This is a genomic window from Curtobacterium uvaldense, assembly GCF_028307415.1.
Classification (GTDB): Bacteria; Actinomycetota; Actinomycetes; order Actinomycetales; family Microbacteriaceae; genus Curtobacterium.
Genome location: NZ_JAQMHU010000018.1, coordinates 40,292 through 65,124, shown reverse-complemented (window position 1 = coordinate 65,124; position 24,833 = coordinate 40,292). Strand labels below are relative to the sequence as shown.

The 24,833-nt window shown below is 71.0% G+C and carries 23 protein-coding genes; 8 read left to right on the top strand and 15 right to left on the bottom strand.

Annotated features, from left to right (window positions below; genetic code table 11):
* Positions 1 to 72 precede the first annotated feature (72 nt).
* A complete protein-coding gene (locus tag PIJ49_RS11610) occupies positions 73 to 1,032 on the top strand; it encodes a carbohydrate ABC transporter permease (protein ID WP_245172020.1) in 960 nt (319 codons plus the stop codon).
* Positions 1,029 to 1,937, top strand: a complete 909-nt coding sequence (locus PIJ49_RS11605) for a carbohydrate ABC transporter permease (protein ID WP_245172021.1) — start codon at positions 1,029 to 1,031, stop codon at positions 1,935 to 1,937. Before PIJ49_RS11610 ends, PIJ49_RS11605 begins: the two co-directional genes overlap by 4 nt.
* 291 nt (positions 1,938 to 2,228) lie before the next feature.
* Here the strand turns inward: PIJ49_RS11605 and PIJ49_RS11600 are convergent, their stop codons facing one another.
* From PIJ49_RS11600 to PIJ49_RS11580, 5 genes are all read right to left on the bottom strand, one after another.
* On the bottom strand, positions 2,229 to 3,131 hold the full coding sequence (locus tag PIJ49_RS11600) for a carbohydrate ABC transporter permease (RefSeq protein ID WP_081984540.1): 903 nt from the start codon (positions 3,129 to 3,131) through the stop codon (positions 2,229 to 2,231).
* Positions 3,128 to 4,078: a carbohydrate ABC transporter permease gene (locus PIJ49_RS11595; protein ID WP_271826653.1), complete on the bottom strand. Its 951-nt coding sequence runs from the start codon at positions 4,076 to 4,078 to the stop codon at positions 3,128 to 3,130. Before PIJ49_RS11595 ends, PIJ49_RS11600 begins: the two co-directional genes overlap by 4 nt.
* 9 nt (positions 4,079 to 4,087) lie before the next feature.
* Positions 4,088 to 5,416 carry an ABC transporter substrate-binding protein gene (locus tag PIJ49_RS11590; protein ID WP_271826652.1) on the bottom strand — a complete coding sequence of 443 codons (1,329 nt, stop codon included), beginning with the start codon at positions 5,414 to 5,416 and terminating at the stop codon, positions 4,088 to 4,090.
* Between the two features lie 41 nt (positions 5,417 to 5,457).
* The gene (gene melA / locus PIJ49_RS11585; RefSeq protein ID WP_271826651.1) at positions 5,458 to 6,774 is read right to left on the bottom strand and encodes an alpha-galactosidase; all 1,317 of its coding nucleotides are present in this window, start codon (positions 6,772 to 6,774) and stop codon (positions 5,458 to 5,460) included.
* Positions 6,775 to 7,008: 234 nt separating this feature from the next.
* Positions 7,009 to 7,797: a DeoR/GlpR family DNA-binding transcription regulator gene (locus tag PIJ49_RS11580; protein WP_066651508.1), complete on the bottom strand. Its 789-nt coding sequence runs from the start codon at positions 7,795 to 7,797 to the stop codon at positions 7,009 to 7,011.
* A 158-nt stretch (positions 7,798 to 7,955) separates the two neighbouring features.
* Here PIJ49_RS11580 and PIJ49_RS11575 point away from each other — a divergent pair, with 158 nt between their 5' ends.
* The 4 genes from PIJ49_RS11575 to PIJ49_RS11560 are packed head-to-tail and all read left to right on the top strand — an operon-like array spanning position 7,956 to position 12,961.
* Positions 7,956 to 9,287: a D-tagatose-bisphosphate aldolase, class II, non-catalytic subunit gene (locus PIJ49_RS11575; RefSeq protein ID WP_271826650.1), complete on the top strand. Its 1,332-nt coding sequence runs from the start codon at positions 7,956 to 7,958 to the stop codon at positions 9,285 to 9,287.
* Positions 9,284 to 10,417 (top strand): SIS domain-containing protein, encoded by a 1,134-nt coding sequence (locus PIJ49_RS11570; protein WP_209684547.1) that lies wholly within the window; start codon positions 9,284 to 9,286, stop codon positions 10,415 to 10,417. Before PIJ49_RS11575 ends, PIJ49_RS11570 begins: the two co-directional genes overlap by 4 nt.
* Positions 10,414 to 11,397, top strand: a complete 984-nt coding sequence (locus PIJ49_RS11565; protein ID WP_271826649.1) for an N-acetylglucosamine kinase — start codon at positions 10,414 to 10,416, stop codon at positions 11,395 to 11,397. Before PIJ49_RS11570 ends, PIJ49_RS11565 begins: the two co-directional genes overlap by 4 nt.
* A 58-nt stretch (positions 11,398 to 11,455) precedes the next feature.
* Positions 11,456 to 12,961 (top strand): glycoside hydrolase family 36 protein, encoded by a 1,506-nt coding sequence (locus tag PIJ49_RS11560; RefSeq protein WP_066651502.1) that lies wholly within the window; start codon positions 11,456 to 11,458, stop codon positions 12,959 to 12,961.
* A 21-nt stretch (positions 12,962 to 12,982) separates the two neighbouring features.
* Here the strand turns inward: PIJ49_RS11560 and PIJ49_RS11555 are convergent, their stop codons facing one another.
* Complete coding sequence (locus PIJ49_RS11555) at positions 12,983 to 13,912, bottom strand: NADP-dependent oxidoreductase (RefSeq protein ID WP_271826658.1); 930 nt, start codon at positions 13,910 to 13,912, stop codon at positions 12,983 to 12,985.
* Between the two features lie 105 nt (positions 13,913 to 14,017).
* Between PIJ49_RS11555 and PIJ49_RS11550 the strand changes: the two genes are divergently transcribed.
* Positions 14,018 to 14,527, top strand: a complete 510-nt coding sequence (locus PIJ49_RS11550) for a MarR family winged helix-turn-helix transcriptional regulator (protein WP_271826648.1) — start codon at positions 14,018 to 14,020, stop codon at positions 14,525 to 14,527.
* Between the two features lie 10 nt (positions 14,528 to 14,537).
* Here the strand turns inward: PIJ49_RS11550 and PIJ49_RS11545 are convergent, their stop codons facing one another.
* Genes PIJ49_RS11545 through PIJ49_RS11505 form a run of 9 tightly spaced genes read right to left on the bottom strand, consistent with a single transcriptional unit; the run spans position 14,538 to position 23,049 of the window.
* Positions 14,538 to 14,969, bottom strand: a complete 432-nt coding sequence (locus tag PIJ49_RS11545) for a GNAT family N-acetyltransferase (protein ID WP_271826647.1) — start codon at positions 14,967 to 14,969, stop codon at positions 14,538 to 14,540.
* Positions 14,966 to 16,219, bottom strand: coding sequence for an MFS transporter (locus tag PIJ49_RS11540; RefSeq protein WP_271826646.1), 1,254 nt, complete (start codon positions 16,217 to 16,219; stop codon positions 14,966 to 14,968). The genes PIJ49_RS11545 and PIJ49_RS11540 overlap by 4 nt, the downstream gene beginning before the upstream one ends.
* Positions 16,216 to 17,331 (bottom strand): GNAT family N-acetyltransferase, encoded by a 1,116-nt coding sequence (locus PIJ49_RS11535; protein ID WP_271826645.1) that lies wholly within the window; start codon positions 17,329 to 17,331, stop codon positions 16,216 to 16,218. The genes PIJ49_RS11540 and PIJ49_RS11535 overlap by 4 nt, the downstream gene beginning before the upstream one ends.
* Entirely contained in the window at positions 17,328 to 18,569 is a 1,242-nt protein-coding gene (locus PIJ49_RS11530; protein WP_271826644.1) for an ATP-grasp domain-containing protein, read from the bottom strand. The genes PIJ49_RS11535 and PIJ49_RS11530 overlap by 4 nt, the downstream gene beginning before the upstream one ends.
* The gene (locus PIJ49_RS11525) at positions 18,553 to 19,851 is read right to left on the bottom strand and encodes a SidA/IucD/PvdA family monooxygenase (protein WP_271826643.1); all 1,299 of its coding nucleotides are present in this window, start codon (positions 19,849 to 19,851) and stop codon (positions 18,553 to 18,555) included. Before PIJ49_RS11525 ends, PIJ49_RS11530 begins: the two co-directional genes overlap by 17 nt.
* 13 nt (positions 19,852 to 19,864) lie before the next feature.
* Positions 19,865 to 20,968 (bottom strand): FAD-dependent oxidoreductase, encoded by a 1,104-nt coding sequence (locus PIJ49_RS11520; RefSeq protein WP_271826642.1) that lies wholly within the window; start codon positions 20,966 to 20,968, stop codon positions 19,865 to 19,867.
* Positions 20,965 to 22,548, bottom strand: coding sequence for a class I tRNA ligase family protein (locus tag PIJ49_RS11515; protein WP_271826641.1), 1,584 nt, complete (start codon positions 22,546 to 22,548; stop codon positions 20,965 to 20,967). Before PIJ49_RS11515 ends, PIJ49_RS11520 begins: the two co-directional genes overlap by 4 nt.
* Positions 22,541 to 22,900: a cupin domain-containing protein gene (locus PIJ49_RS11510; RefSeq protein WP_271826640.1), complete on the bottom strand. Its 360-nt coding sequence runs from the start codon at positions 22,898 to 22,900 to the stop codon at positions 22,541 to 22,543. Before PIJ49_RS11510 ends, PIJ49_RS11515 begins: the two co-directional genes overlap by 8 nt.
* Positions 22,897 to 23,049 (bottom strand): hypothetical protein, encoded by a 153-nt coding sequence (locus PIJ49_RS11505; protein ID WP_271826639.1) that lies wholly within the window; start codon positions 23,047 to 23,049, stop codon positions 22,897 to 22,899. Before PIJ49_RS11505 ends, PIJ49_RS11510 begins: the two co-directional genes overlap by 4 nt.
* Between PIJ49_RS11505 and PIJ49_RS11500 the strand changes: the two genes are divergently transcribed.
* Positions 23,048 to 24,481 (top strand): helix-turn-helix domain-containing protein, encoded by a 1,434-nt coding sequence (locus PIJ49_RS11500; RefSeq protein WP_271826638.1) that lies wholly within the window; start codon positions 23,048 to 23,050, stop codon positions 24,479 to 24,481. The two genes, PIJ49_RS11505 and PIJ49_RS11500, sit on opposite strands and share 2 nt — an antisense overlap.
* Positions 24,482 to 24,833 lie beyond the last annotated feature (352 nt).

The window sequence follows — 24,833 nt, the reverse complement described above, 5'->3', positions numbered from 1 at the left end:
GGCTCCGTCCCGTCCGCCCATCCGCACCGCACGGACCACCCGATCCGACCGCCCTGGCCGAGGAGCGACCTGATGACGATCAACACCCAGCAACCGGACGCCACACAGGTGTCCGCACCGCCCGACACCAGTCCCGACGGCCCCTCGCGACCGTCGCGGGCACCACGCACCGACGGCATCTGGCCGTGGCTGTTCGTGCTGCCGCTGCTCATCGGCGTCGGCACGTTCTTCATCTGGCCGATCCTGCAGACGTTCTGGTACTCGTTCACGAGCTGGGGCGTGTTCGGCGGCGCCACCTTCACGGGCCTGGCGAACTACGGGCGCCTGCTGACCGACCCGCAGCTGTACCAGTCGCTGGTCAACACGATCGTCTACACGGTGATCGTCCTGCTCGGCATCCCGATCGCGGTCTGGCTCGCGAGCCTCCTGAACACGCCGGGCCTGCGCTTCGCACAGTTCTACCGCGTGCTGTTCTTCCTGCCCTACGTCGCGATGCCCGCGGCGATCGCCCTGGTGTGGCGCATCATGTACAACGGCGACTTCGGCATCGTGAACTGGTTCCTCGGGCTGGTCGGCATCGACGGCCCGTACTGGATCTCCACCCCGGGCTTCGCGCTCGTCGCGGTGTCCCTCGTCGGCCTGTGGTCGTCGCTCGGCTTCTCGATGATCATCCTCGGTGCCGGGCTCAAGGACATCCCACCCGAGCTGTACGAGGCCGCGGAGCTGGACGGCGCGAGTCGCTGGCGCCAGTTCCACGCGCTCACCGTGCCGCTGCTGACCCCGAGCATCTTCTTCGTGCTCGTCGTCACCACGATCTCGAGCTTCCAGCTGTTCGACCTGCTCTACGCGATCCTCGGCTCCACCAACCCGGTCATCCCGAAGACGATGTCCCTCGTCTTCTACTTCTACAACGCCGGGTTCATCGACAACGACAAGGGCTTCGCGGCTGCCATCGCGATGGTGATCTTCGTGCTCATCGGCATCATCACCGTCGTGCAGTTCCGGGTCCAGCGGAAGTGGGTCCAGTCATGACCGGCATCATCGAAGCGCGCGGCAGCAAGGTCGCGGCGGCCACGAGGGCGGCGAGCCGCAGCCGGGCGCAGACGACGACGCGTCCGGGGCGCCGCGGGGGCAGCCACTGGTGGATCCACGTGGTGCTCGGCATCGGTGGGTTCGTCATGGCGTTCCCGTTCCTGTGGCAGATCGTCATGGCGCTGTCCACGAACGCGCAGGTGACCTCGCCGACGCCGACCTTCTGGCCCGGTGAGCTGCAGTGGAGCAACTTCGCCCGGGTCTTCGAACGGCTCCCCTTCCTCGACCAGCTCGCGACGTCGATCTGGGTGACCCTGATCCGCACCCTGGCACAGATCGTGCTGTGCACCCTGGCCGGGTACGCGTTCGCCCGCATGCGGTTCCGCGGCCGCGCGGTCATCCTCGGGATCGTGCTGTCGATCCTGCTGGTGCCGTCGCAGGTCTACCTGATCTCGCAGTACCAGATCGTCCAGGGCCTCGGGTGGCTGGACAGCCTGGCCGGCATCGTCGCACCGGGCCTGTTCAGCGCCTTCGGCACCTTCCTGATGCGGACCGCGTTCCTCAACATGCCCGCGGAGCTCGAGGAGGCGGCACGCATGGACGGCGCCAACCCGTTCCAGACCTTCTGGCGGATCATGCTGCCGCTCGCGCGCCCGTCGATCAGCGTGCTCGCGATCACGACCGTGCTCTGGTCGTGGAACGAGCTGCTCTGGCCGCTGGTGGTCTCCACCCGCGCCGAGGACATGCCGCTCGCCGCCGGGCTCGCGACCCTGTCCAGCGACCGGACCATCGACTACCCCCTGCTCATGGCGGCGAGCCTGATGGCGATGGCCCCGGTGCTGATCCTGTTCATCGTGCTGCAGCGGCGAGTGATCGACGGACTCGCGTCCTCCGGCCTGAAGTGAGCGGTGGCCGACACGGCCACCGGACGGAGCGGCGGCCGCGTGGACGGCCGATGCGCCCGGACGGGAGGCACGGTACCGGCCCGCCCCGCGGCTCCGGTCCGTCCGTGCGCAGGACGGGAGGCGTGGTACCGAGCCGACCCGCGCCTCCCGGCCGGCAGTCCGCGCCCAGCCGGCGGCTCGGTTCCGGGCGGACCCGCGCCTCCCGGCCGGCAGCCGTGCCTGCGGACCGCCCGCACGGACGACGGGAGGCACGGTGCCCGTGAGCACCGTGCCTCCCGTCGTCCGTGCTGCTCAGCCCTTCAGACCGGCCGAGGCCATCGTCGCGACGAACTGCTTCTGCGCCACCAGGAAGAGCAGGATCAGCGGCAGCGTGGCGACCACGTTCCCCGCCATCAGCAGCGACCAGTCGGTCCGCCGCGCCCCCTGGAAGTTCGTCAGACCGAGCTGCAGCGTGAACGAGTCGGCGTCGTTGATCGCCACGAGCGGCCAGACCAGGTCGTTCCACGACCCGAGCAGCGTGAAGATCGCGAGCGTCGCCAACGCGGGACGGGCGAGCGGCAGCACGATCCGGAAGAACACCTGCAGGCGGGTGCACCCGTCGATCTGGCCGGCCTCCTCGAGCTCGGCGGGCAGGGACAGGAAGAACTGCCGCATCAGGAAGATGCCGAACGCCGAGGCGAGCCAGGGCACGATCGCGGCACCGAGGCTGTCCACGAGGTGCAACCGGGCGAACATGACGTACGTCGGGATCATGAGCAGCTGCGACGGGATCATGATCGTCGCGAGGATCGCCAGGAACCCGAACGTCCGCCCCGGGAACCGCAGGCGCGCGAACCCGTACCCGGCCAGCGAGCACAGGACGAGGTGCGAGACGATCGCCGACGCCGACACGATGACCGTGTTGAGGAGCCAGTGCAGGATGTCCGACTCGGCGAACAGGCGCGTGTAGCCCGACAGCGTGAACTGCGTCGGGAGGAACGACGGCGGGAACTTGTTGATCTCCGACGCCGGTTCGAGCGACGTCATGAACATCTCGACGAACGGCAGCAGGAAGAGGAGCGCCACCGGTGCGAGCAGGAGGTGCCACGGGCTGAACGGCAGGCGACGTCGACGACGGGGTGTGGTGCGCTCCGCCGGTGTCGCGACGGCGTCCGGCCGGTTCGGGGTCTCGAGTACTCGGGTCTCGACGGTCATCGTGACGCGTTCCTTCCGGCTCGGCGCTGCACGAGCGTGACGATCACGGTCGCGGTGAGGGTGACGAAGAACATGCCGTAGGCGATGGCGGACCCGTAGCCGAACTGCAGGTTCTGGAAGGCCGTCTTCCACAGGTAGTAGACGATCGTCTGGGTCGCGTCGAGCGGTCCGCCTCGGGTGGTGGCGTAGACGAGGTCGAAGAGCTGCACGGCCTGCAGGGTCTGGTAGATCCCGACGAACGCGGTGACGGGCGCCAGCTGCGGCCACACCACGCGCCAGAACGTCTGCCAGTTGTTCGCGCCGTCGATCCGGGCCGCCTCGAGCACGTCACCGGGGACGTCCTGCAGGGCGGCGAGGTAGATGACGGTCGTGAACGCCGCCTGCCCCCACAGGGACATGATGACGATCACGACCATCGCCTCGGCGCGGTCCTCGAGCCAGCCCTGCGGCGGGACGTGCAGCACGCGCAGCACGTTGTTGACGATGCCGAACTGCGGGCTGAACAGGTAGGTGGTCAGGATGCCCGTCGCCGCGGCCGAGGCCACGAACGGCACGAAGATCGCCGTGCGGTACAGCCCGATGAACCGGATGCGCCGGTTCAGCGCGACGGCCAGGGCGAGTCCGAGCAGCAGGGACGCGGGGACGAACAGGACCGTGTACAGCAGGGTGTGCACGGCGGCCGCGAGCGCGCTCGCGTCGGTGGCCAGGTCCTGGTAGTTCTCGATGCCGGCGAAGGACGGCGGGCTGAAGCCGTCCCAGCGCTGGAAGGAGAGGACGAGCGCCCAGACCCCGGGGAAGATCGTGAGGCCGAGGACGACCGCCAGGGCCGGGGCGACGAAGCCCCAGCCGGCGAGGCCCTCGCGGGCGGCGGCCGATCGACGTCGGCGCGGTGGCCGCGGCGGCGCGGTGTCGGTGGTCGGACGGGTGAGGAGTGCGGGAGTGGTCACGGGGGTCTCCTAGCCCTGACGGAGTGCCTTGTCGGCGGCGACGGTCGCCTGCCGGAGTGCCTCGGCCGGTTCGCCCTCGCCCTGCAGCACGCGGGACACCGCGTTGCCGAACGCCTCGGACAGGCCGTTGTAGCCGGGCAGGGTCGGGCGGACCTGCTTCGCGTCGGCGGAGTTCGCCTGGATCACGTCGAGTCCGGGCAGGGCGTCGACCTGCTTGCGGAACGCTTCGCTGTCGGCCTCGCTCGACCGCAGCGGCAGGTTGCCGACCGCGACGTTGAACCGCTCGTCCTGCTCGGGTGAGGTCAGCCACTTCGTGAAGTCCTTCGCCCAGTACGCGCGGTTCACGTCGTGGTTGTCGAAGAGGGTCCAGAGGTCCGGCCCGGACACCGTCTGGTGGTCACCGTCGGTGCCGGGGAGCCGCACCACGCCGTAGGAGGTCCCGGCCGTCTGCAGGGCGGAGAGCTCCCACGGACCGGAGGTGATCATGCCGACGCGGTCGCTCTCGAACAGCTGGGCGAACTTCGTGTCCGTCTGGTCGAGGTACACGCTGCGGTCGGTCACGGCCATGGACCGCATGAACGACAGGGCGTCGACGCCGGCTTTCGAGTCGAACGCGGCGTGCTCGCCGTCCTCGGACAGGATCGAACCGCCGTTCTGCCAGAGGTGCGGCCACATCTGCCAGGTGGTCTCCTCGCTGCCCGAGACCGAGTAGCCGTAGCCGAAGGTCTGGCTGTCCCGGTCCGTCAACGCCTTCGCGGCGCGACGGAAGTCCGACCAGTCCCAGTCCGCCGTCGGGTACGGCTCGCCGGCGGCGTCGAAGACCGTCTTGTTGTAGAAGAGCGAGATGTTGTCGACGACCGCGGGGAAGCCGATCACCTTCCGCCCGGTCGGCTGCGCGGTGCCGCGAGCCGCCGGGGAGAACTCGTCCCAGTGCGTGTCCGGGTCCTCCGCCTCGGCGCGCAGGTCGAGCGTCCGCCCGGATCGCTCGAGCTGGCTCGCCCACGACCCGAAGGTGTACGAGATGTCGGGTGAGTCGTTCCCGGCGAACGACGCCGCGAGCTTCTGGAGCAGTTCGTCGGTCGACGAGGCCCCGGAGGACATGTCGATCCTCACGTTCGGGTGCTCGTCCTCGTACTCGTCGACGAGCACCTGCAGGAGCTTCGCCGCCTCGTCGCTCTGGCCCGACCACATGGTCAGGTGGACCGGTGCCGTCGTGTCGAGCTCGGTGGCACCCTGCGGTGCGCAGCCGGTGAGGACCGTCGCGGCGACCGCGATCGCGACGGCGAGCGCGCCGCGTCCGGTGCGGCGTCGGGCGGAGGGGTTCGGGTTCCTGGTCACTGCGGACTCCTTCGTCGTCAGTGGTGCGTCGGCCGGCGAGCTCAGATCCCGCGTGCGGGGATCGTCGCGCGCAGCGGTTCCGGCAGCAGGTCCCCGTGGGCGACGACGAGGTCGTTGCACAGCTCCCAGATCTGCTCGGGCGTGAGCGTCGATGACGCGTTCGGGTCCATGAGCACCGCCTGCCGGATCGCGACGGGGTCACCCGTCCGCGCGGCGTGCACGGTGAGCTCGTTCACGGAGACGTACGGCCGGTTCAGCGCCGCGGCCTGCACGGGGAGCGCTCCCATCGGGACCGGTGCGATGCCGCCGGCGCCGACCGTGGTCGGGACCTCGACGACGCACCCGTCCGGCAGGTTGTCGATCAGGCCCCTGTTCGGCACGTTCGCGTGGATCTCGCGCTCGGTGCCGGTGACCAGCGAGTGGATGACCTGCGGGGCGTACTCCGAGGCGCCCTCCTCGAGCTGCACGGGTCGGCCGGCCGCCAGGTCGCGCTCGGCGGCCTCGAACTCGGCGACGTTGTCCTCGGAGATGCCGACGTACTCGAGCGGACGCAGGCGGAACCGGTCGACCTGCTCCGGCGAGCGGAGGAACCACGACAGGTACTCGGAGGAGTGCTCGCTCGTCTCGGTCGGGTAGGAGCCGATCCGCTTGAACACCTCGACGCGCACCCGGCGCTCGAGCTCCGGGTCCTGCCGGATGCGCTCGCGGAGCCGCGGGTACAGGTCCTCGCCCTCGTGCGTCCACTCGAGCAGCCACGACTGGTGGTTGACGCCTGCTGCGCGGAACCGGGTCTGCTCGACGTCGAGGCCGAGGAGTCCGGCGAGGTCGTGCGCGGTCCAGTAGACGCTGTGGCAGAGCCCGAGCGCCGTGATGTCCGGCGCGACGGTGTCCGCCCACCAGATGTTCATCGCCATCGGGTTCGTGTAGTTGAGCAGGACCGCGTCCGGGGCGACCTCGCGCATGTCCGCGGTCAGCTCGGTGAGGAACGGGAAGGTGCGGAGGGCACGGAAGACGCCGCCGACCCCCGTCGTGTCACCGATGGTCTGCTGCAGCCCGTACCGCTCCGGGATCTCGAGGTCGGTCCGGGTCGCGGCGATCCCGCCGATCTGCACCATGTCGACGACGAAGTCCGCGTCGGCGAGGGCGCGGCGTCGGTCGGTCGTCGCCGTGAGGGTGACCGGCCGGCCGAGGCGCTCGCTCACCTGGCGGGCGGTGGCCTCGGCGACGGCGAGGCGACGCTCGTCGACGTCGAACAGCCGGAGGTCCAGCTCGGGGAGGTCGTCGTACCGGAGGAGGTCGGCGAGCAGCTGTCGCGTGAAGACGACGCTCCCGGCGCCGACGAACACGATGCGGGTCATGGGAAGCCCTTCGTTCGGGGTACCGCCGAGGGACGACGGTCGGGGCCACCCGGCGGGTGGCAGAGGGCACGGAGGGGTGGGAGGTCACGCGTCCCGACGCGGGCTCCTGCGGCGTCCGGGTGCGCGGCCTCGACGGGGTTCGCCGGCCGGGCCCCACGGTAGGGCGCGGTGGGCACGACCACCACGCAGCCTCGCGAAACGCGCAGGACGAGTGCGCGTTCGGGCGTGGAGCGCTCAGGCGATGAGGACCTCGACCCCGGCCGCGGCGATCTGCTCGAGCGCCTCCGCCGGGGCGTGCTCGTCGGTCACCAGGACCGACACGTCGCCGATGTCGGCCATCCGCGCCATCGTCTGCCGCCCGACCTTCGAGCCGTCGCACACCACGACCACGCGGTCGGCGTGCGTCACCATCACGCCGTTCGTCCGCGCCTCGGTGTCGTCGTGCGTGGTGACGCCGCCGGCCGCGCTGATGCCGTCCGTGCCGAGGAACGCCGTCGTGACCTTGAACGCCGCGAACGCGGCCTCGGCCAGGGGACCGACCGCCTCGAGCGAGGTGGCGCGGAGCGTGCCGCCGGTCAGGATCGTCTTCACCCGCGGGCTGCGCGAGACCTCGAGCGCGATGGTCACGGCGTTCGTGATCACCGTCAGACCGTTCCGGTCGCCGAGCGCCCGCACGACCTCCTTCGTGGTGGTCCCCCCGCTGACCGCGACGGCCTGTCGCCCCGGGGGCAGGAGCCGTGCGGCGAGCCGACCGACCGCGCGCTTGGCGGCGTCGGCCTCCGAGGCACGCATCACGACGGGCAGCTCCGGGAGCGCACCGACGGACTCGACCCGGCCGTAGCTGCGCACGACGAGACCGCGCGCCTCGAGCTCGCCGAGGTCGCGTCGGACCGTGGCCGCCGAGACGCCGCAGGCCCGGATCAGCTCGTCGGTGCTCGTCGAGCCCTGCTCCCGCACCCGCTCGAGGATGTCCCGCATCCGGTCCCGCCGCTTGCGGCCGACGTCCGGCGAGTCGTTGTCCATGGACCCATCATGCGCCAGAACGATCACTGCGAATGACCGGAGTGATCGTTGTGGCAGCGGAAGTGATCGGTCGTTGCCGACACTGGGTCCGGACGCGGCGCCGGACGGTGCCGCGTCGGCAGCGCCGCCGACCGCGGCGCACGCACCAGGAGAACCACGTGAACCCCATCACTGCGCTCGTCGCTCGCCACCGTGCCGGATCCGGTGAGGGCATGTACTCGGTCTGCTCGGCGAACCCGTACGTCCTGCGGGCCTCGATGCGCCAGGCACTCGAGGACGACGCCCCCCTGCTCATCGAGGCGACCTCGAACCAGGTCGACCAGTTCGGCGGGTACACCGGCATGACCCCCGCGGACTTCCGGGCCGCGGTGCTCGACCTCGCCGAGGCCGAGGGCTTCCCGGCCGACCGGCTCGTCCTCGGCGGCGACCACCTCGGCCCGAACACGTGGCAGGACCGCCCGGCCGCCGAGGCGATGCCGCTCGCCGTCGACCTCGTCCGCGCCTACGTCACCGCCGGCTACACGAAGATCCACCTCGACTGCAGCATGCCGCTGCAGGGCGAGGTCGCCCCGCTGACCGACGCGGTCGTCGCCGAGCGGGCCGCCGTGCTGCTCGCCGCCGCGGAGTCCGCCGCCACCGACGCCGGGATCGACCGCGACGGCATCGTCTACGTCATCGGCACCGAGGTCCCGACCCCCGGCGGGGCGAAGGAGACGCTGCACGACCTCGAGCCGACCCCGGCGACGGCCGCGGTCGGGACGCTCGACGTGCACCGTGCGGCGTTCGAGCGCGCCGGCCTCGCCGACGTGTGGCCACGCGTCGTCGCGCTCGTCGTGCAGCCCGCGGTGGAGTTCGACCACCTGCAGGTCATCGACTACGTGCCCGAGGCCACGACCGCGCTGCAGGAGGTCATCGAGGCGACGCCCGGACTCGTGTACGAGGCTCACTCGACCGACTACCAGACGCCCGAGGCGCTCCGTGCCCTGGTCGACGACCACTGGGCGGTGCTCAAGGTCGGCCCCGGCCTGACCTTCGGGCTCCGCGAGGCGCTGTTCGCCCTCGACGCCGTCGAGGCGGAACTCGTCCCGGACGGCAGCGCGGTCGACCTGCGCAGCGTCGTCGAGCGTCGGATGCTCGCGGAGCCGGACCGCTGGGAGCGCTACTACGAGGGCGACGCGCACGAGCAGCGCATCGCCCGCACCTACAGCTACAGCGACCGCATGCGCTACTACTGGCCGGACCCGGAGATCACCGCCGCGACCGAGGCGCTCGTCCGCAGCCTCGACGCGGTCGGCATCCCGCTCCCGCTGCTGAGCCAGTACCTGCCCGTGCAGTACGAGCGGGTCCGCGAGGGCCTGCTGCCGAACCGTGCCGAGGACATCGTGCTCGACCGCGTCCGCGACGTCCTGCGTCCGTACGCCGCCGCCGTCGCCCCGCGCGCGCAGGCCACCGGTACGGTCACCACCACCACCAGCAAGGAGTCCCTGTGACCACCACCGCCCCCGTCCGCGCCGACGAGACCGCGACCCACCGCGAGATCCTGCAGCAGCCCGACAGCTGGCAGCGCCTCGTCGCGTCGCTCGACGACCGCCGTGCCGCGCTCGACGCCTTCCTGCAGCCGCTGCTCGCCGACGAGGACCTGCGCATCGTGCTCACCGGGGCCGGCACCTCGGCCTTCGTCGGGGACATCGCGAGCGTCGACCTGCGCCGCCACCTCGGCCGTCGCGTCGAGTCGATCGCCACGACCGACATCGTCGCCGACCCGCACGGCTCGCTCGGCGACCCCGGCCGGGTGCTCCTGGTCTCGTTCGCCCGCTCGGGCAACAGTCCGGAGAGCGTCGCAGCGACCCGCGTCGTCGACGACGTCGCACCGGGCGCGCACCACCTGGTCGTCACCTGCGACCCCACGGGCGCCCTCGCCCGCGAGCACCGCGGGCAGGACCGGTCCTTCGTCCTCGACATGCCGGCCGAGACGAACGACACCGGCTTCGCGATGACGTCCAGCTTCTCCACGATGCTCCTCGCCGTCCTCCTGGCCTTCCGGCCGGAGCTCGTGGCCGGCACCGGCGCGCTGGTCGCGGCGGCACGGACGATCGCCGGCCTGGAGGCACGGATCGCCTCGCTCGCGGAGGGCACCGAACGCGTCGTGTACCTGGGCAGCGGAGCGCTGCAGGGCCTGGCACGCGAGTCGGCGCTGAAGCTGCTCGAGCTCACCGCCGGCGGGGTCGTGTCGTTCTTCGACACCCCGCTCGGCTTCCGGCACGGCCCGAAGGCCGTCGCGGGTGCGCACACCCTGGTGGTCGTCTACGGCTCGTCGGACCCGTACACGGCGCGGTACGACGCGGACATCCTCCGGGAGCTCCGCGCGGACGGAGCCGTCCGGGTCGTCTCGGTCGGCGGGGACGCGGACGACGAGCGTTCCTTCCCGCTCGACGACCTGGCGGGCCTCGACGACGCGTTCCGCAGCGTCGCCCTGGTCGGCTTCGCCCAGCTCCTCGCCCTCGCCACGTCCGTCGCGCACGGGTGCACCCCGGACAACCCGTTCCCGGGCGGCACGGTCAACCGCGTCGTCCAGGGCGTGACCATCCACGACCACCGCGCGGGAGCTGCACGGGCATGACCGTCTTCCTCGGCATGGACGGCGGCGGCACCAAGACCGCGTTCCTGCTCACCGACGGCGAGGGCACCACGCTCGCCGAGTCGCGGCAGCCGGCCTCCTCCTGGTTCGACGCGGGGACCGGTCTCGTCGGCGACGTCGTCCGTGCGGGCGTCGACGCGGTGACGTCGGCGGCCGGCATCACCCCGGCGGACATCACGTTCGCGCACTTCGGCATCCCCGGTCACGGGGAGTCGAGTCGTGACACCCCCGTGCTCGACGCCCTCCCCGCCGACGTGCTCGGACACGACCGGTACTCCTGCGGCAACGACATGGTCGGCGGCTGGGCCGGATCGCTGGCCGGCCGCGACGGCGTCAACGTGATCGCCGGCACCGGGTCGATGGCCTACGGCGAGCGCGGCGGCACCGCGCACCGCGTCGGCGGCTGGAGCGAGGTGTTCGGCGACGAGGGGTCCGCGTACTGGGTCGCCGTCCAGGGGCTCAACGCCTTCTCGCGGATGGCGGACGGCCGACTCCCCCGGGGTCCGCTGCACGCACTCGTGCGCGAGCGGGTCGGGGTGACCGAGGACCTCGACCTGATCGGCGTCGTCATGGACGAGTGGGGCGCGGACCGCGGCACCGTCGCCGACCTGGCGAAGGTGGTCGTCGCAGCCGCCGACGCCGGCGACGACGCTGCTGCCGACGTCCTGCGCCGCGCCGCCGCGGAGCTCACGACCCTGGTCGGCACGACGGTCCGCGCGCTCGGCTTCCCCGCCGACGAGCCGGTCCCCGTGTCGTACTCCGGCGGGCTCTTCCGGGCGCCACGGTTCCGCGAGGCGTTCGCCATCGCACTGCTCGCCGAGGACACGACCCTCGAGCTCGTCGAACCCCGACACGATCCGACCGTCGGCAGCGTCCTGGTCGCGATGCGCCGGGCCGGGGCACCGATCCCCGAGCGGTTCACCGCGGAGACGGTCCCGGCCACCTCCAGCGCCGCCCGCTGACACCACGCACCGACACCAGGCATCGACACCACGCACCGACACCACGAGGAGACCACCCGTGCAGTACACGTTCGAGTTCGACGGCCTCCGGGTGCCCGCGAACGTCTCCGGACCACCCCGCCGGACGGCGGACGGGTGGCTCGTCCCGGCTGGCCCCGTCGCGCTGCTCCACCCCTTCGGGCACCGCGCCGAGTTCTACCGGCACGGCTGGAACTCGTGGAGCCCGAGCGGGTGGACGCGGGTCGACGGCGACACCATCGGGATCAAGGACAGCCCCGAACGCCTGCTGACCGCCGACGACGCCGCGAACGAGACACCGCACGCGCACTCCGGCAGCGCGGTGGGTGCGGTGACCGGTCCGGACGGCGGCACCCTCCTCGTCGGGGCGCTCGGGCTCGGCACCCCGCGGGTCGGCGCCGACGGCAACGTCCTGTGGGCGTCGAGCGAGCAGGACGACGCGGAGTGGTTCGTCGCGTACGGCGCCGAGCAGGACGTCTTCGCCGCGTACGCCGACCGGGTCACCGAGCGGCTCGGTCGCCGGACGGCCCGCGCCGGCACCGTGTGGAGCAGCTGGTACTCGTACCACGAGGACATCACCGAGGACCGGATCGCGCGGGCGGCCGCCGACCTCGAGGGCTACCCGGTCGACGTCTTCCAGCTGGACGACGGGTGGGAGCCCATCGTCGGCGACTGGACGGCGGGGCCCGACTTCCCGAGCGGGATGGCGGCGACCGCACGGACCATCGCGCGCCACGGCTTCCGTCCGGGCATCTGGCTCGCGCCGCTGATCGCCCTGCCCGGCTCGACGATCGCCACCGAGCGCCCCGACCTGCTCGTCGCGGGTGACGACGGCCGTCCGCTCGTCACCGGGCACAACTGGGGGTCGCACTACCACTCGCTCGACACGACGAACCCGGAGGTGACCGACCACCTCCGCGGGGTGTTCGACCGGATCACCGCGGACGGCTACAGCTACCTGAAGCTCGACTTCATGTACGCCGGGGCGATCGCCGGGCACCGACACGTCGACCTGCCCCGCGAACAGGTCTACCGGCAGGCGATCGAGCACATCCGAGCCACCGTCGGCGACGACGTCTACCTGCTCGGGTGCGGGGTCCCGATGATCCCCTCGGTCGGGGTGTTCGACGGAGCCCGTGTCGGACCGGACGTCGCGCCGTTCTGGGACAACGCCGAGCGGGTGGGCGACCCCTCCGGCGAGGGCGCCCGCAACGCGCTGGTGTCCTCGGTCAACCGGGTGTGGATGCGGCGGCTGTACGAAGTGGACCCCGACTCGGTCTACTTCCGCAGTGCGCGGAACCTGCTCGGTCCGGACGAGCGTCGGGCGCTGCAGGACACCGCGGCGGTCCTCGGGTTCCGGTCGACGTCCGACCCCGTCGACTGGCTCCGACCGGAGGAGCGCTCCGAGGCCGCGGACTGGCTCGGCCGGAGCGCCGTGGTCGAGCAGGTCGGCCGGTACGTCTTCCGCCTCGACGACCGGGTGGTCGACCTCACCCCGTACGTCACGGGCGAGCACGCGGTCGACGCGGCGTCCTTCATCGGCTGACCGGCCGGCGGTCGTCCTCCCTCAGACGGTGACGACGACCTTGCCGGCGATCCGCCCGGCCGCGCCCTCGGCGTGCAGCGCCGGGAGGTCCTCGAGCCGGATGCGCCGGGTGACCTCGACCGTCAGCTGCCCGGCGTCGACGAGCGCGACGAGCTCGGCCAGGCGCCCGCGGTCCGGCAGGACGAACACCGTGGCGGCGCGGACGCCCCGGGACTCGTCGTCCGGCGTCGCCATGAACGCCGTGGTGCTCACCACGACCCCGCCGTCACGCACGGCGGCGACGAGCGCCCGGAACTGCTCCGGCTCGATCGGCGCGAGGTTCAGCAGCACGTCGACCGGCTCGTCGACCGCCGCCAAGACGTCGGTCGTGGTGTGGTCGATCACCTGCTGGGCCCCCGCGGCGCGGACCGCGTCGGCGCTCCGCGGGCTCGCGGTGGCGACCACGTGCACACCGGCACGGACGGCGAGCTGGATCGCGTACTTCCCGACCACGCCACCGGCGCCGTTGATCAGCACGCGCTGGCCCGCCTCGAGGCGACCCTCGTCGAACAGTGCCTGCCATGCCGTCAGCGCCACCGACGGGAGTGCCGCGGCGTCCACCAGCGGGACGCCCGTCGGGGCGGCGACCAGTGCCTCCGCGGGTGTGACGACGTACTCGGCGGCACCGCCGTCGCGTTCCATCGGCAGGAACCCGACCACCGCGTCGCCCACGGCGAGGCCGTCGACGCCCTCGCCCAGCGCGGCGACCGTGCCGGACACGTCGTAGCCGGGAACGTGCGGCAGCTGGACCGGGATCGGCAGGAACCCGCCGCGCATGCCGTTGTCGGCGGCGTTGTAGGCGGAGGCGGTGACCTGCACAAGCACCTCGCCCGTGCCCGGAACCGGGCGCTCGACGTCCTCGATCCGCAGGACCTCCGGACCGCCGACCTCGTGGAACCGCACTGCCCGCATGGTGTCCTCGTTCATGATGTTCCCCTTCATTGTTTGCTTCGAATTCGAAGCGATGGGTCGACCGTACACCTGCTTCGAGTTCGAAGCAACAGGTAGGATCGGGGCATGGACTCTCCCCCGTCGGCGCTCACCCCGACCCAGCTCGGCGCGTACCTGTCGTTCACCGAGGTCGCGGCCCTGCTGCGCCCGGCGGTCGAGCAGCAGCTCCGCGACGCCGGCGAACTCAGCTACGTGCAGTTCCAGCTGCTCGCCCGGCTGGGCGATGCGCCGGACGGGCGGCTGCGGATGACCGACCTGGCGGACGGGGTCGTCTACAGCCGCAGCGGGCTCACCTACCAGGCACAGGTGCTCGAGCAGCGCGGGCTCGTCACGCGGGGACCGTCACCCGACGACGACCGGAGCACCGTGGTCTCCCTCACCGACGCCGGGCGCGACGCGCTCGCCACCGTGCTGCCCGGGCACATCGCGACGGTGCACGGACTGCTGTTCGCGCACATCAGCGACGACGACGCCGCGCAGCTGGGGGACGTCCTCGGGCGGATCAGCGGGCACCTGCGGCAGCACCCGCCGCGGTCGGCGGGGCGGGGGCGGCGGAAGGGAGCCGCGTCCGGGTGAACCGCTTCCGTCAGACGGTGCGGCTGAAGTGGTAGGAGCTGATGCGGAAGCCCGTGCGGAAGTAGAGGCGGTGCGCATCCTGTCGCTCCACCTGCACCCCGGAGTCGAGGTGCACCTGGGCGGCGCCGGACCGCGCTGCCTCGTCGAAGATCCAGGACAGGAGCCGCGACGCCGCTCCGCGACCCCGCGCAGCAGGCAGGGTCGAGAGGTCGTCGACGTAGCAGTGGCGTCCCCATGCCAGGTTGCTCGCAGCGCGGAACCCGGCAACCGCGAGCGCCCGCTCGCCGTCGGCCTCGTCGAACGCGGCCACGATGCGGTAGCCGTCCTCCGCCTGCTCACGCACACGGTCGGCGAAGTCGACCTCGGTCAGCGCGGGCCGGAGTGCGCGCATGGCGTCGAACGCCAGGGTGCTCTCCTGTGGGGCGAGTTCGCGGACGATCACGACGTTCCTTCCGGTTCGGAGTTCCTGCCCAGGGTACGGACGAGGACGATGCTCATGAGCAACCAGCCCACGACGAGGGCCACGACCGCAGCGACGAGAGCCCCACGGACGCCAGCGAACGAGACGAGGAGGCCGCTGACCGCCGCACCAGCGGCGATGGCTCCGTAGGCGAACATGCGGTAGACGGCGCCGACCCGCCCGAGGCCGGCCTGCGGTGTGACCCGCTGTCGGAGCGAGATCGCGACCACGTTGTACGCGGCGACTCCGACTCCGTAGCAGAAGAACGCGGCCACGGCGCTGGCGATCGACCTCGCGCTCTCGTCGGTCACGAGCACCAGGGCGCTCGGAGCGACAGCGGCCAACCCGGAGAACAGGACGAGGCGGACCCTCGTGCTGCCCAGGACCGAACGGCCGCTCACCACCGCGCCGAGCAGCGCCCCCGCTGCTCCCGCCCCGATGACGAGACCCACGGTCCCCTCGGAGAGGCCGGCGACGCGCACGGCGTACACCAGGAACGTCGTGATCATGAGCTGTTCGAACAGGTTGAACCACGTCGCGTTGAGGAGCAGCCCCCGCAGCGTGGAGTTCGCGAACGCCACGCGGAACCCCGCAGTGAACCGACTTGCGAACGACTCCTCGGTGGCGAAGGTGCGCTCGACGACCTGAACCCGCATGAGGAGCAGCCCCGAGGCCACGAACGCCGCGGCGAACAACAGGAAGGCGACACCGACGTGCCCGAACGCCAGGAGGACACCGCCAGCCGCAGGCCCGACGATCTGCGCGAACGACAGCGAGCCCTGCACGCGAGAGTTCGCCGCGACAAGATCCTCTCGCGGCACCAGGTTCGGGATGAAGGTCTGCGTGGCCACGTCGAACGCGGCAGTGCACACACCCGCGAGGGTGACGATCACGATCAGCGCCGGCCACGACAACAGGTCCGTGGCCGTCAGCACCGCCGCGAGGAGCCAGAGCGCACCCCGCCCCCAGTGCGCACCTCGCATCAGCGGGAGCCGCGCGACGCGGTCGATGCGCGCCGCCAGCAGGGGCGTCACGACGAGGACCGGCGCGAACTGCAAGGAGGTCACGATGCCCACCTGCGCCGAGGGAACCTCCAGCACGGAGATGGCGATCAGCGGCACCGCGACTGCGATCGTCTGGGCGAGGAGTTGCGAGAGCGAGTGGCTCGCCCAGAACCGGTTGAAGGAGGAACGCCAGTCCGTCGCCGCCGGGACGGTCGTCGCGCCGGTCATACTCGCACCGAGCCCGAGCCCGAGTCCACGAGGTCGACGCGGAGACGCGCGGCCTCTGCAGCGTTCCGTGCGTCCACGGCATCCCGGTCGATCGCTGAGTCACCCGACAGGATCGCGGACCACCGTGCCTCCGTCCGGGCGCCTCGACGTCCCTTGAAGTCGGCCAGACCGGCTCCGAGGTCGACCGCGACCAGGCCCTCCGCTGCGGCGAGCCGTACCGGACCGAAGACGAGCACGCCGGGGTACCGTCCCGACGTCCCGCCGTGCTCGTCGTAGCGCAGGCCGACGAGACGGACCCACAGGACGCCGTCCTGCACGAGGGCGAGGGCGAACGCCGTGGGCGTAGAGCGCTCGCCGTACCAGAACCCGATCGCGCGCTCCGCACCGTCGATGCACGTTCGCAGGTAGCTCGCGAGTCGTTCAGCATCCGCGGGCTGCCCGTGCCGGCGCTGCGTCTCCGCGGCGAGACCCGCCCACGCAGTCACCACCGGATCATCGGATCCGACATCGCTGCTCATCGGGAAACCGCCGGCGGCCTCCAGGTCACGTCGCACGTCCGAGCGCCGCTTCGCCGGGAGACCTGCGGTGTACGCCTCGAAACCCCCGTGGCCGAGTTGCACGGTCGAGTTCACCTCGGTGAGGAGCAGCGTCGCGTCGGGTCCCATCGCAGTGGCGACCTCCGCAGCATCCGAACGCGTTCCGTAGAGGAATCCCACGGGGACGTCGGCGATGGAGCTTGCTCCACCGACGAGGGCGTTGAGGACCTCCGCACGCTCCGAAGGGGCTCTCGCGGCGACCCGGAAGCCGTTCCACTGACCGTTCCGCGCTCCGAGCAGCAGCTGCGCACTCCGGGGCGCAACGTGCGCTGCGGTGCCGAGCAGTGTGCCGACGTCGTAGACGGTGTTCCGCGATCCCTCCGGCATGAGGTGTGCGAGGAGCGTCCCTCGCACCGCCCCGCGATCGTCCCGGGCTACCACCACGGAAGACGCCGCATCCCGCCCGGAGAAGGCGCGGTTCCAGCGGAGCGACGAGTACAGCGTGTCACCGCCCCCGAACGACTCGACGTCTGCTGGCAGCGGGTGCTCGAGTGGGATGAGCTCGATGTGGATCATGGTTCCTCGGTGTCGGTGCGTGGGGCACTCGGGGGGATCATCAACTCGGCCGCGGCACGCGCCGCCGTCTGGGCGATGCTCCGGCTCGGAGCGAGCGTGCGGACGTGACCGACCGCGCCGCGGTAGTCACTCGCAGGGGCGATCTCTGCGCCCGTGATGACGCCCCCGAGCACGTCGACCACCCAGGGGAAGGCCGACGCCGCTCCGCGGTCGGACGGCGCTGACGCGCGCGCTCGAGCAGGCGCGTAGGCGATGTACCCGCTCGAGACGAGTCCGTTCGTCGTGGCCGCCGACACGGGTCGTCCGAGCGCAGAGTCGGCGACCATCTGCGCGAAGTCGGGCGTCAGGCAGTCCTGGAGCATGTACGTCACGAGCGCCCCCGGGAGCCGTGGGTTGATCTCCACCACGTACGCACCGGTCTCGCGGAGCACGAACTCGACGTGCAGGAACGCCTGTTCGATCTGCAGGGCCGCGACGACGGCGTCGACGGCGGTCCGCATGTCGTGCTGCAACGCGCCGGGAAGGTCCGCGGGGAACGTGTACCCGACCTCCGCGACGGTCGGGAACGGCGAGAGCTGACGGTCGGTGTACCCGAGCACCTGCGCGTGCCCGGCGCTGACGAGCACCTCGCAGCTGACCAGCGGTCCCTGCACGTACTCCTCGATCATGAGCGCACCGGCCAGGTAGCGGTCCGCAGCGGAGAGGAGGCGCCAGGTCTCGACGGCCTCGACCACACCCGCGTAGATCCCGACGTCCTGGCTCCCGGTACCCCGCACGTTCTTGATCACCCCGATCGGCGCCACGTCCGATGCGAAGGAGCGGACCCGCTCCTCGGAGTCCGCGGGTGCCCATCGGACGCGGCCGACCCCGAGTGTGTCGTAGAGCTCCCGCGCGCGTCGTTTGTCCCGGAAGACGTCGATCGCTCGTCGACTGGGGAACGGAGCGCCGAGATCCTCCGCGAGGTGTGCCGCGAACGCGAGGTAGCGGTCACCGGAGGCGATGACGCCGTGCGGCCCGGGCATCGACACCAGTGCTCCGGGCGTGCGGTAGTCCTCGGTCGAGTCGACCTCGAACAGCCGTCCCTCACCGTCGAGACGGTCGAGCACCTGAGCGTCCTCGGCTCCGGAGTACTTGGCACGGTTGCTCGTGACGAAGACGGTCGGCTCTCCGCGATCAGTGAGCTGACGGAGCAGGCGGAGGCCGGACCCGCTCGTCGCCGCCTCAACGAAGAACAGCATCGAGCACCTCTGCCTCTCCGATCTGCGCCGTGGTCGGCCCTTGTCTGCGGAGCACGGAGAGGATGACCCGATCGGCGAGCTTCCCGAGGATGCTGAGGTTCGCGAAACCGGGTCCTGCCCGGGGTCCGGCGAGCGCGGGGACGAAGAGCGGAGCCGGCAGGGGCGCCAGGCGCAGGTCGTCATCGACGACCCGCGCAAGTTCGGCGTCGTCGAAGGACGAGGTTGCGTTCCGTAGGACTTCGAGGCTCCGCCGGTCGAGGAGGTCCTCGAGGAGCGGAGCGAGGCGGAATCCGGAACAGTTCACGACCACGTCCGCGTCGAGCACCGAGCTGCCGAGGTCGAGACGGTACCCGTCGAGGACGCGCTCGACGAGGCGGACGCGTCCCGTCACAGCGGTGACACGGTCGTCGCTGGCGAGGCGTTCGAGCAGCTGCGGTGAGACGACACCCCGGTCCGTGCGTCGGATGAACTCGAGGCGCTCGTCCCAGGACTTGTCGGACCAGTTCGCCTCGGGGTTCGTGTAGAACTCGTTGTCCTGGAAGGTCTCCGAACGGGAACGGAGGTGCCCGGGACTCACGATGGTCACGCTGCCCCTCGGGCCCAGGGCGTCCAACACCGTGCGTGCCGAACTGGCAGCGCTCTCACCGCCACCGACGACCACGACGTGGGACGACGAGCCGACCTGTGCCGTGAGCGCCGAACGCGGGCTCGCGGCATCCGGGAGGTCGAACTCCTCCGAACCCGGCAACGGCCGCATCCGACCGGGTCCCGTCACGAGGACGCTCGCAGCAGTGACCTCCGTGCCGTCGTCGAGCACTGCCCTCCAGGAGCCGTCCACGAGCGCAAGACTCTTGACACCCGAGCCGTGATGGGTGACGCCGTGACGGGCACGCTCCTGCACCCAGCAGAGGTACGCTCCGAAGCGGGCGTGAGTGACTGCCGGCGCGCCTCGGTCGATCCACCTGCCGTACTGCCCGACGTCGCGGAGGTGGCTGTGCCAGGACAGCTCTGCCATCTCGTCGTCGACGTAGCCGAAGCCAGGGCCGAGGGTCTCGGACGACTGGTAGGGGAAGCCGATGTCCTTCTCGGGCCTGGTACCGAGGTGCTCTGCCCCGCTGGTGTAGCCGTGTTCGCCGTTCCAGTGCGCCGCGGGCGCGAGCTTCTCGACGACGAGGACACGTACCGGGCGAGCCCGCCGTCCGTTGAGCACGTGTGCTTTCGCGACGACGGCCGTCGTCTTCGCTCCCGCCCCGATGCAGAGCAGATCGACCGAGTACCGCATCTCGTCCTTCCCCCTAGATCCCCGGCGACGAAGCCACCGGAGGAGTCGCCTGCGGCAGACCACGAGTGGGCGCGCCGAGGACGCGCGCGACCGCGTCCTGTGCGAGACCGGGTGACAGCCGGACGCCCGACCCGTGCGTACCGGTGACGACCGCCACTCCGGCTGCTGTGCTCTCGACGAGCGGCACCGCTCCGGGCCCGTACGTGTCGACGTGCACGCGCGGCTCGACCGATCGGACCGCACCGAAGGGCGTCCTGTTGCCGATGAAGTCGATGCCGCGCTCCAGGACACTGTCCGGCAGCGCCGCTCCCGTCGGCGGTACGTCCCACTCATCGTGCTTGACGCTCAACGCGATCTCGTCCGGACGGGTCACCGGCATCGCGAAGATGCCCGCATCCGCGTCCGCGAACATCAGCGCGGCACGCCGCTCCGTGTCGATCCTCGCTCGGAACCCGTACACCCGCTTGGTCCGGACTCCGGCCCGTTCAGCAAGGAGCCCCCAGGAGTTCGTCCGGTTGTTCACCCAGGGACCGACAGCGATGATCGCCGCCGAGGCGCGTACACGCCGGCCGTCGTCGAACTCGGCGATCACGCCGCCCCCTGCTCCGTCGACGACCTCCTGCACGTCGCCCGTCCGGAAGGAGAACCGCGGGTCTACGGTGAGCTCGTCGAGCAACCGCCGGGCAAGGATCTTGGGCGAGATCCGGTAGCTCCACGAGACGTCGAACGCCTCGGGAAGCCAGCTCGGACCGCCGAGCACGTGTGCGAGGGCTGCGGTCTCCCCCTCGACGCGGGTCGTCCCGCCGAGGACCATCCGACGGGTCTCCGGGCTCAGGTCGTACCAGATCGAGAGGTAGCGGCTCCGCCACGGGCCGTCGCCGAGCACGGTCCGGTGCCAGGTCCACGAACGACGCATGAGGTCGTCGTGTCGCGGACTCCATCCCAGTGGCAGGTCCCCAGCCCCCGCGCGCCCGCTGATGCCGGCGAGCGGCGCGGTCCGGTCGATCAGGGTGACGTCGACATCGTGGCACCGTACGGCTTCGAACGCACTGGTGATCCCGACGATGCCCGCGCCGACGACCAGGAGATGCGGGCGAGCGCCCCCGGGCGCCGTCACCGGACCCGCTCCTGGAGCGACTCAAGGGCATCGCGCGGAACAGGTGTGATGTCCAGGTCGGCTGCCGGTTCCGTTCCGGACGGGAGGAGGCCACCCCCTGCGCCTGCTTCGACGGCCTTTGCCCACGCCGGTACCAACGGGAAGGCGAGCACGGCGAGCACTCGGCGAGCGAAGATCGGCGATCGTGCCGCGCCTCCGTCCGCGATCCACTCCGCCCAGTCGAAGAAGGTCTCCGCGATCCTCGGGACGTCCACCCGCGGAAGGACCACCGCCTCACGAAGCGCCGCGAGCGCCTCGCGAGCGCGGCGGGATGCAGCCGGGTCGATCTCCTCGTGCGCTGCATCGCCCGTCACCGCGGACGCCGTTCGACGGAGCGCACGCTCGACCGCTGCGATGTCCTCCGCCGACCGACGTGTGGCGATCTCCACGTCGAGGTCCGTCTCTGTCGTACCGGGCGCCACACGGGAGAGCAGGAGTCGGAGCGCGTCGACGTCGACGCCGGCATCGAGGGCATCGTGCACACGGATGGCGTGGCGTCGCGAGGTCGAGAACTTCTCGCCGTCGAGCAGCAGGAAACGGTTGACCACGACGTGGTCGAACGGACGGAACGGGATGGTCGCACCCGTGAGGCCGTGGAGTGCCAACCACCCGAAGGCGCTGTCCAGACCGCCGAAGGCCACGGTGACCACATCGCTACCCGGGCTGAACGGATCGGATCCGAGCTGCGATGCAACGGCGTCCCCGAGCATCCGTGCCGCGCCGTACTTCCCCAGCACGTAGCTGGAGAGCACGTGCCCCGGGAGGGATCCGCCCGGCCACTCGAGCCCCCACCAGGACGGGTAGCTGGCGCGGAGCGCCGCTGGACCGTCGAGACCGCCAGGGACGAGGTACTCAAAGTCCGTCTCGACAACCCCCGCCATGCGTTCGACGTCGAGCGCGGAACTCAGCTGGACGTAGGCGGATCGAACGACGGCACGCCGCGGAACTCCGTCGTGGGGCCACACACTCTCCATCGCCGCAGCATCGAGCCAGCGTCCGCAGAGCTCGCAGACGTTCCCGCTCTGCGAGCTGCGGCACGACGAGCACGCACCCCGGACGAAGGCACCGATGCCAGCAGACGGAGCAGGGGGCTCTCCGACGAGGAGCTCTTCGGCGCGCAGACTGATGCGCCCGACTCGTTCGAGCATCTCCACCAGGCTGATCGCAGCGGTCCGCTCGCGCTCGCGCCAGGCGCCCGAACTCGGATCTGCGAACAGGTCCGTCGCGAACCCGAGACCCGTCAGTGCGGTCCGAGCGCGTTCCGTGTGGTGCGCTGCGATCTCGACGGCCGGTTCACCGCTGGTCGCCGCGGCGTAGGTGACCCCGCTCTCGAACGCGTCCGACGCGCTGACGGTCGTCACGTCAGCGCCGAAGAGCTCGAGCGTCCGGCGAGCGATCTCGGCTCGGAGGTACGGACCGGCGATGTGGCCCAGGTGGAGCTCGCCGTTCGGGGTCAGGTAGCCCGGGAAGAACAGGTACCGACGCGCTGTCGGCGTCTCGCGCACGGTCTCGTCGAGGAGTGTTCGGACGTGGTCAGGCACTGGAGACCGCTTCGGACACCACCGGAGACCACCAAGCGCTGAAGAGGGTGATCGGCTCGTCCCCGTCGTTGTGGACGCGGTGTCGCGTGCGACTCGGCATGTAGACCGCGTCGCCTGCCCGCACCCGAACAGTGACCTCGCCGTGCGACACGATGCCTGTGCCGGTCGACACGAACCACAGTTCCACCACGTCGTGCTCGTCCCAGTCCGAGGTGAACCCGGGTGCCAGGCTCCATCGCGATGCCTCGAACGGCGCCGGGTGCTCGGCATCGAGACCGAACCCCTCCACCGGGTCGCCGCTGGGCGTGTGCTTGAGGACTGACGTCGCGAGCGTCGGAGCGGGGGCGCTCACAGGGCACCGCCTGCGAGCAGGTGCACGGTTCCAGGAGCATCCGCGGGGAACGAGTCGGACGAAGCCGTGGCGACCGTTGGCCACTTCCCCTCACCGGCGACGGCCGAGGGCCACTTGCCCTCGCCGGCGACGGCGGGTTGCGTCGCCATGAGGATGCTGGCTCCGACGATCAGGGCGCCGACGAGAGCGCCGGCAGTGCGCTTGTGCATAGTTGTCTCCCTGCGGGTCCGGGGTGGTCGCGACGAGCATATGACACGCGCAGTCATCTTTGTGACACTTTGTGTCATATTCGGTCGACCGGCAGTCGCGAGTTGTCACACCACGCCCCTGCTGTTACCTTCGACGCGGGTTCGTCGTCCGACGGACGGGTGTGGGTGGCCGGGAAGTACGGACATGGCGACATTCGGAGCGAACCTTCGCAGACTGCGGAGCCAACGGGCGATCTCGCAGACCGATCTCGGAGGAGACCGGTTCTCCGCGAGCTACATCTCGCACCTCGAGCGCGGCACGCGGAGGCCGTCAGTCGAGGTGGCGTCGTTCCTCGCGGATCGACTGGCCGTGCCGGTGGACGAGCTCCTCGACGACCTCCCGGACGCCGACGTCTCGGCGACGGTCTCGCAGGTGCTGATGTACGAGGCGCTGTCGCGCCACGAGTACGTCACCGTCGAGCGCGAGTCAGGGGGCGATCAGTTCGCCGTCCTCCAGGTCAGCGCCCAAGCGCAGCTCGAGCGCGGAGATCTCGCCGGGTGCCTCGACACGACCGAAGACCTCCTGCAGAGCAGGGTTGCATCCTCGTCCCCCGTTCTCCGCGCCGTTGCCCTGTCCACCCGGTCTCGGGCCCTGCGGGCCGACGGACAGCTGCTGGCCGCACGAGCAGCGGCGACGGAAGCGGTCGAAGCGACCCACGCGGCAGTGGACTGCCCGGCTGAGGTCGTCGTCGCCGCCCGGACGGCCGAGATCGCTGCTCTTGCCGAGCGCGGGGAGACCGCAGCGCTCGCATCCGCGACCGAGGACCTCGAGCAGTTCGCAGCGGAGCTGCCCGACAGCCACACGCGAGCGCTCGCGGCCTGGTCGGTCGGCAACGTCCGGTTCGCGGAGGGCCGGTACGACGAGGCGATCGCATGGCACGACGACGCGACGCGACTCCTCCGACCCGAGGCATCGCTGCGCGCGTGGGCACGCTTCCACAAGGCGTCGGCCGAACTCCGCATCGAGGCAGGAGTCGACACCGACGTCGACGCCATGATCGAGCGCGCGGAGCACGGGCTGGCGATCGTCGGCAACGCTGACGACCTCGCGGAACTCGAGCTCCTCCGAGCCAGTCGATTGACGGCAACCGAGCCTGACCGGGCGCTCGAGATGATCGATGACATCCTCCTCGCCAACGAGCTACCAGGGCAGACGATCGCTGAGAGTCAGATCCTCAGGGCCGCCGTGTTCGCGGTTCTCCACCAACCGGACGACCGGAGAGCCGCCCTGGAACGCGCCGCAGAAGCCTTCACGGCCGCTGGCGCCCCGGAGCGCGCCGTCACGGTCCTCCGTGAGATCCTCGGCCTGCAAGACTCTCAGCGAGAGTCCTGACAACGAACTCCCGCCCCACCATCAACTGGACTTCAGACGCCGAGCTCGCACGGGCACGGCCCGGAAGCTTCGAGATGAAGAAAACCCCCCGCGCGGGCGGGGGTTTTCTGTGGCGGGCAATTCACATATCTCCCGCCTTCCGCTCAGTTCCGCGGATCCGATGGCCGCTACGCGCGACCCGTTTCCTCCAGGGGTCTCCCAATTTTTCTCACCCGCTCCTTCTATGCCCACTGACCTGGGCTTTTTCCGGTGCAGAGGGTCGTGACCCACCGGGTACGACTGGGCGTCATGGAAAGGCCGCCGGGGCGATCTTCCCTTAGACGTGTGCGACAGGCTCCGCGTGCCGCGCCGC

What these genes read in the sequence shown, in the direction of transcription:
- PIJ49_RS11610 (WP_245172020.1), top strand. Translation starts at nt 73, where the DNA reads ATGACGATCAACACCCAGCAACCGGACGCCACACAGGTGTCCGCACCG.
- PIJ49_RS11605 (WP_245172021.1), top strand. Translation starts at nt 1,029, where the DNA reads ATGACCGGCATCATCGAAGCGCGCGGCAGCAAGGTCGCGGCGGCCACG.
- PIJ49_RS11600 (WP_081984540.1), bottom strand. Translation starts at nt 3,131, where the DNA reads ATGACCGTCGAGACCCGAGTACTCGAGACCCCGAACCGGCCGGACGCC.
- melA (WP_271826651.1), bottom strand. Translation starts at nt 6,774, where the DNA reads ATGACCCGCATCGTGTTCGTCGGCGCCGGGAGCGTCGTCTTCACGCGA.
- PIJ49_RS11580 (WP_066651508.1), bottom strand. Translation starts at nt 7,797, where the DNA reads ATGGACAACGACTCGCCGGACGTCGGCCGCAAGCGGCGGGACCGGATG.
- PIJ49_RS11565 (WP_271826649.1), top strand. Translation starts at nt 10,414, where the DNA reads ATGACCGTCTTCCTCGGCATGGACGGCGGCGGCACCAAGACCGCGTTC.
- PIJ49_RS11555 (WP_271826658.1), bottom strand. Translation starts at nt 13,912, where the DNA reads ATGCGGGCAGTGCGGTTCCACGAGGTCGGCGGTCCGGAGGTCCTGCGG.
- PIJ49_RS11550 (WP_271826648.1), top strand. Translation starts at nt 14,018, where the DNA reads ATGGACTCTCCCCCGTCGGCGCTCACCCCGACCCAGCTCGGCGCGTAC.
- PIJ49_RS11540 (WP_271826646.1), bottom strand. Translation starts at nt 16,219, where the DNA reads ATGACCGGCGCGACGACCGTCCCGGCGGCGACGGACTGGCGTTCCTCC.
- PIJ49_RS11535 (WP_271826645.1), bottom strand. Translation starts at nt 17,331, where the DNA reads ATGATCCACATCGAGCTCATCCCACTCGAGCACCCGCTGCCAGCAGAC.
- PIJ49_RS11530 (WP_271826644.1), bottom strand. Translation starts at nt 18,569, where the DNA reads ATGCTGTTCTTCGTTGAGGCGGCGACGAGCGGGTCCGGCCTCCGCCTG.
- PIJ49_RS11525 (WP_271826643.1), bottom strand. Translation starts at nt 19,851, where the DNA reads ATGCGGTACTCGGTCGATCTGCTCTGCATCGGGGCGGGAGCGAAGACG.
- PIJ49_RS11500 (WP_271826638.1), top strand. Translation starts at nt 23,048, where the DNA reads ATGAGGATGCTGGCTCCGACGATCAGGGCGCCGACGAGAGCGCCGGCA.
- PIJ49_RS11505 (WP_271826639.1), bottom strand. Translation starts at nt 23,049, where the DNA reads ATGGCGACGCAACCCGCCGTCGCCGGCGAGGGCAAGTGGCCCTCGGCC.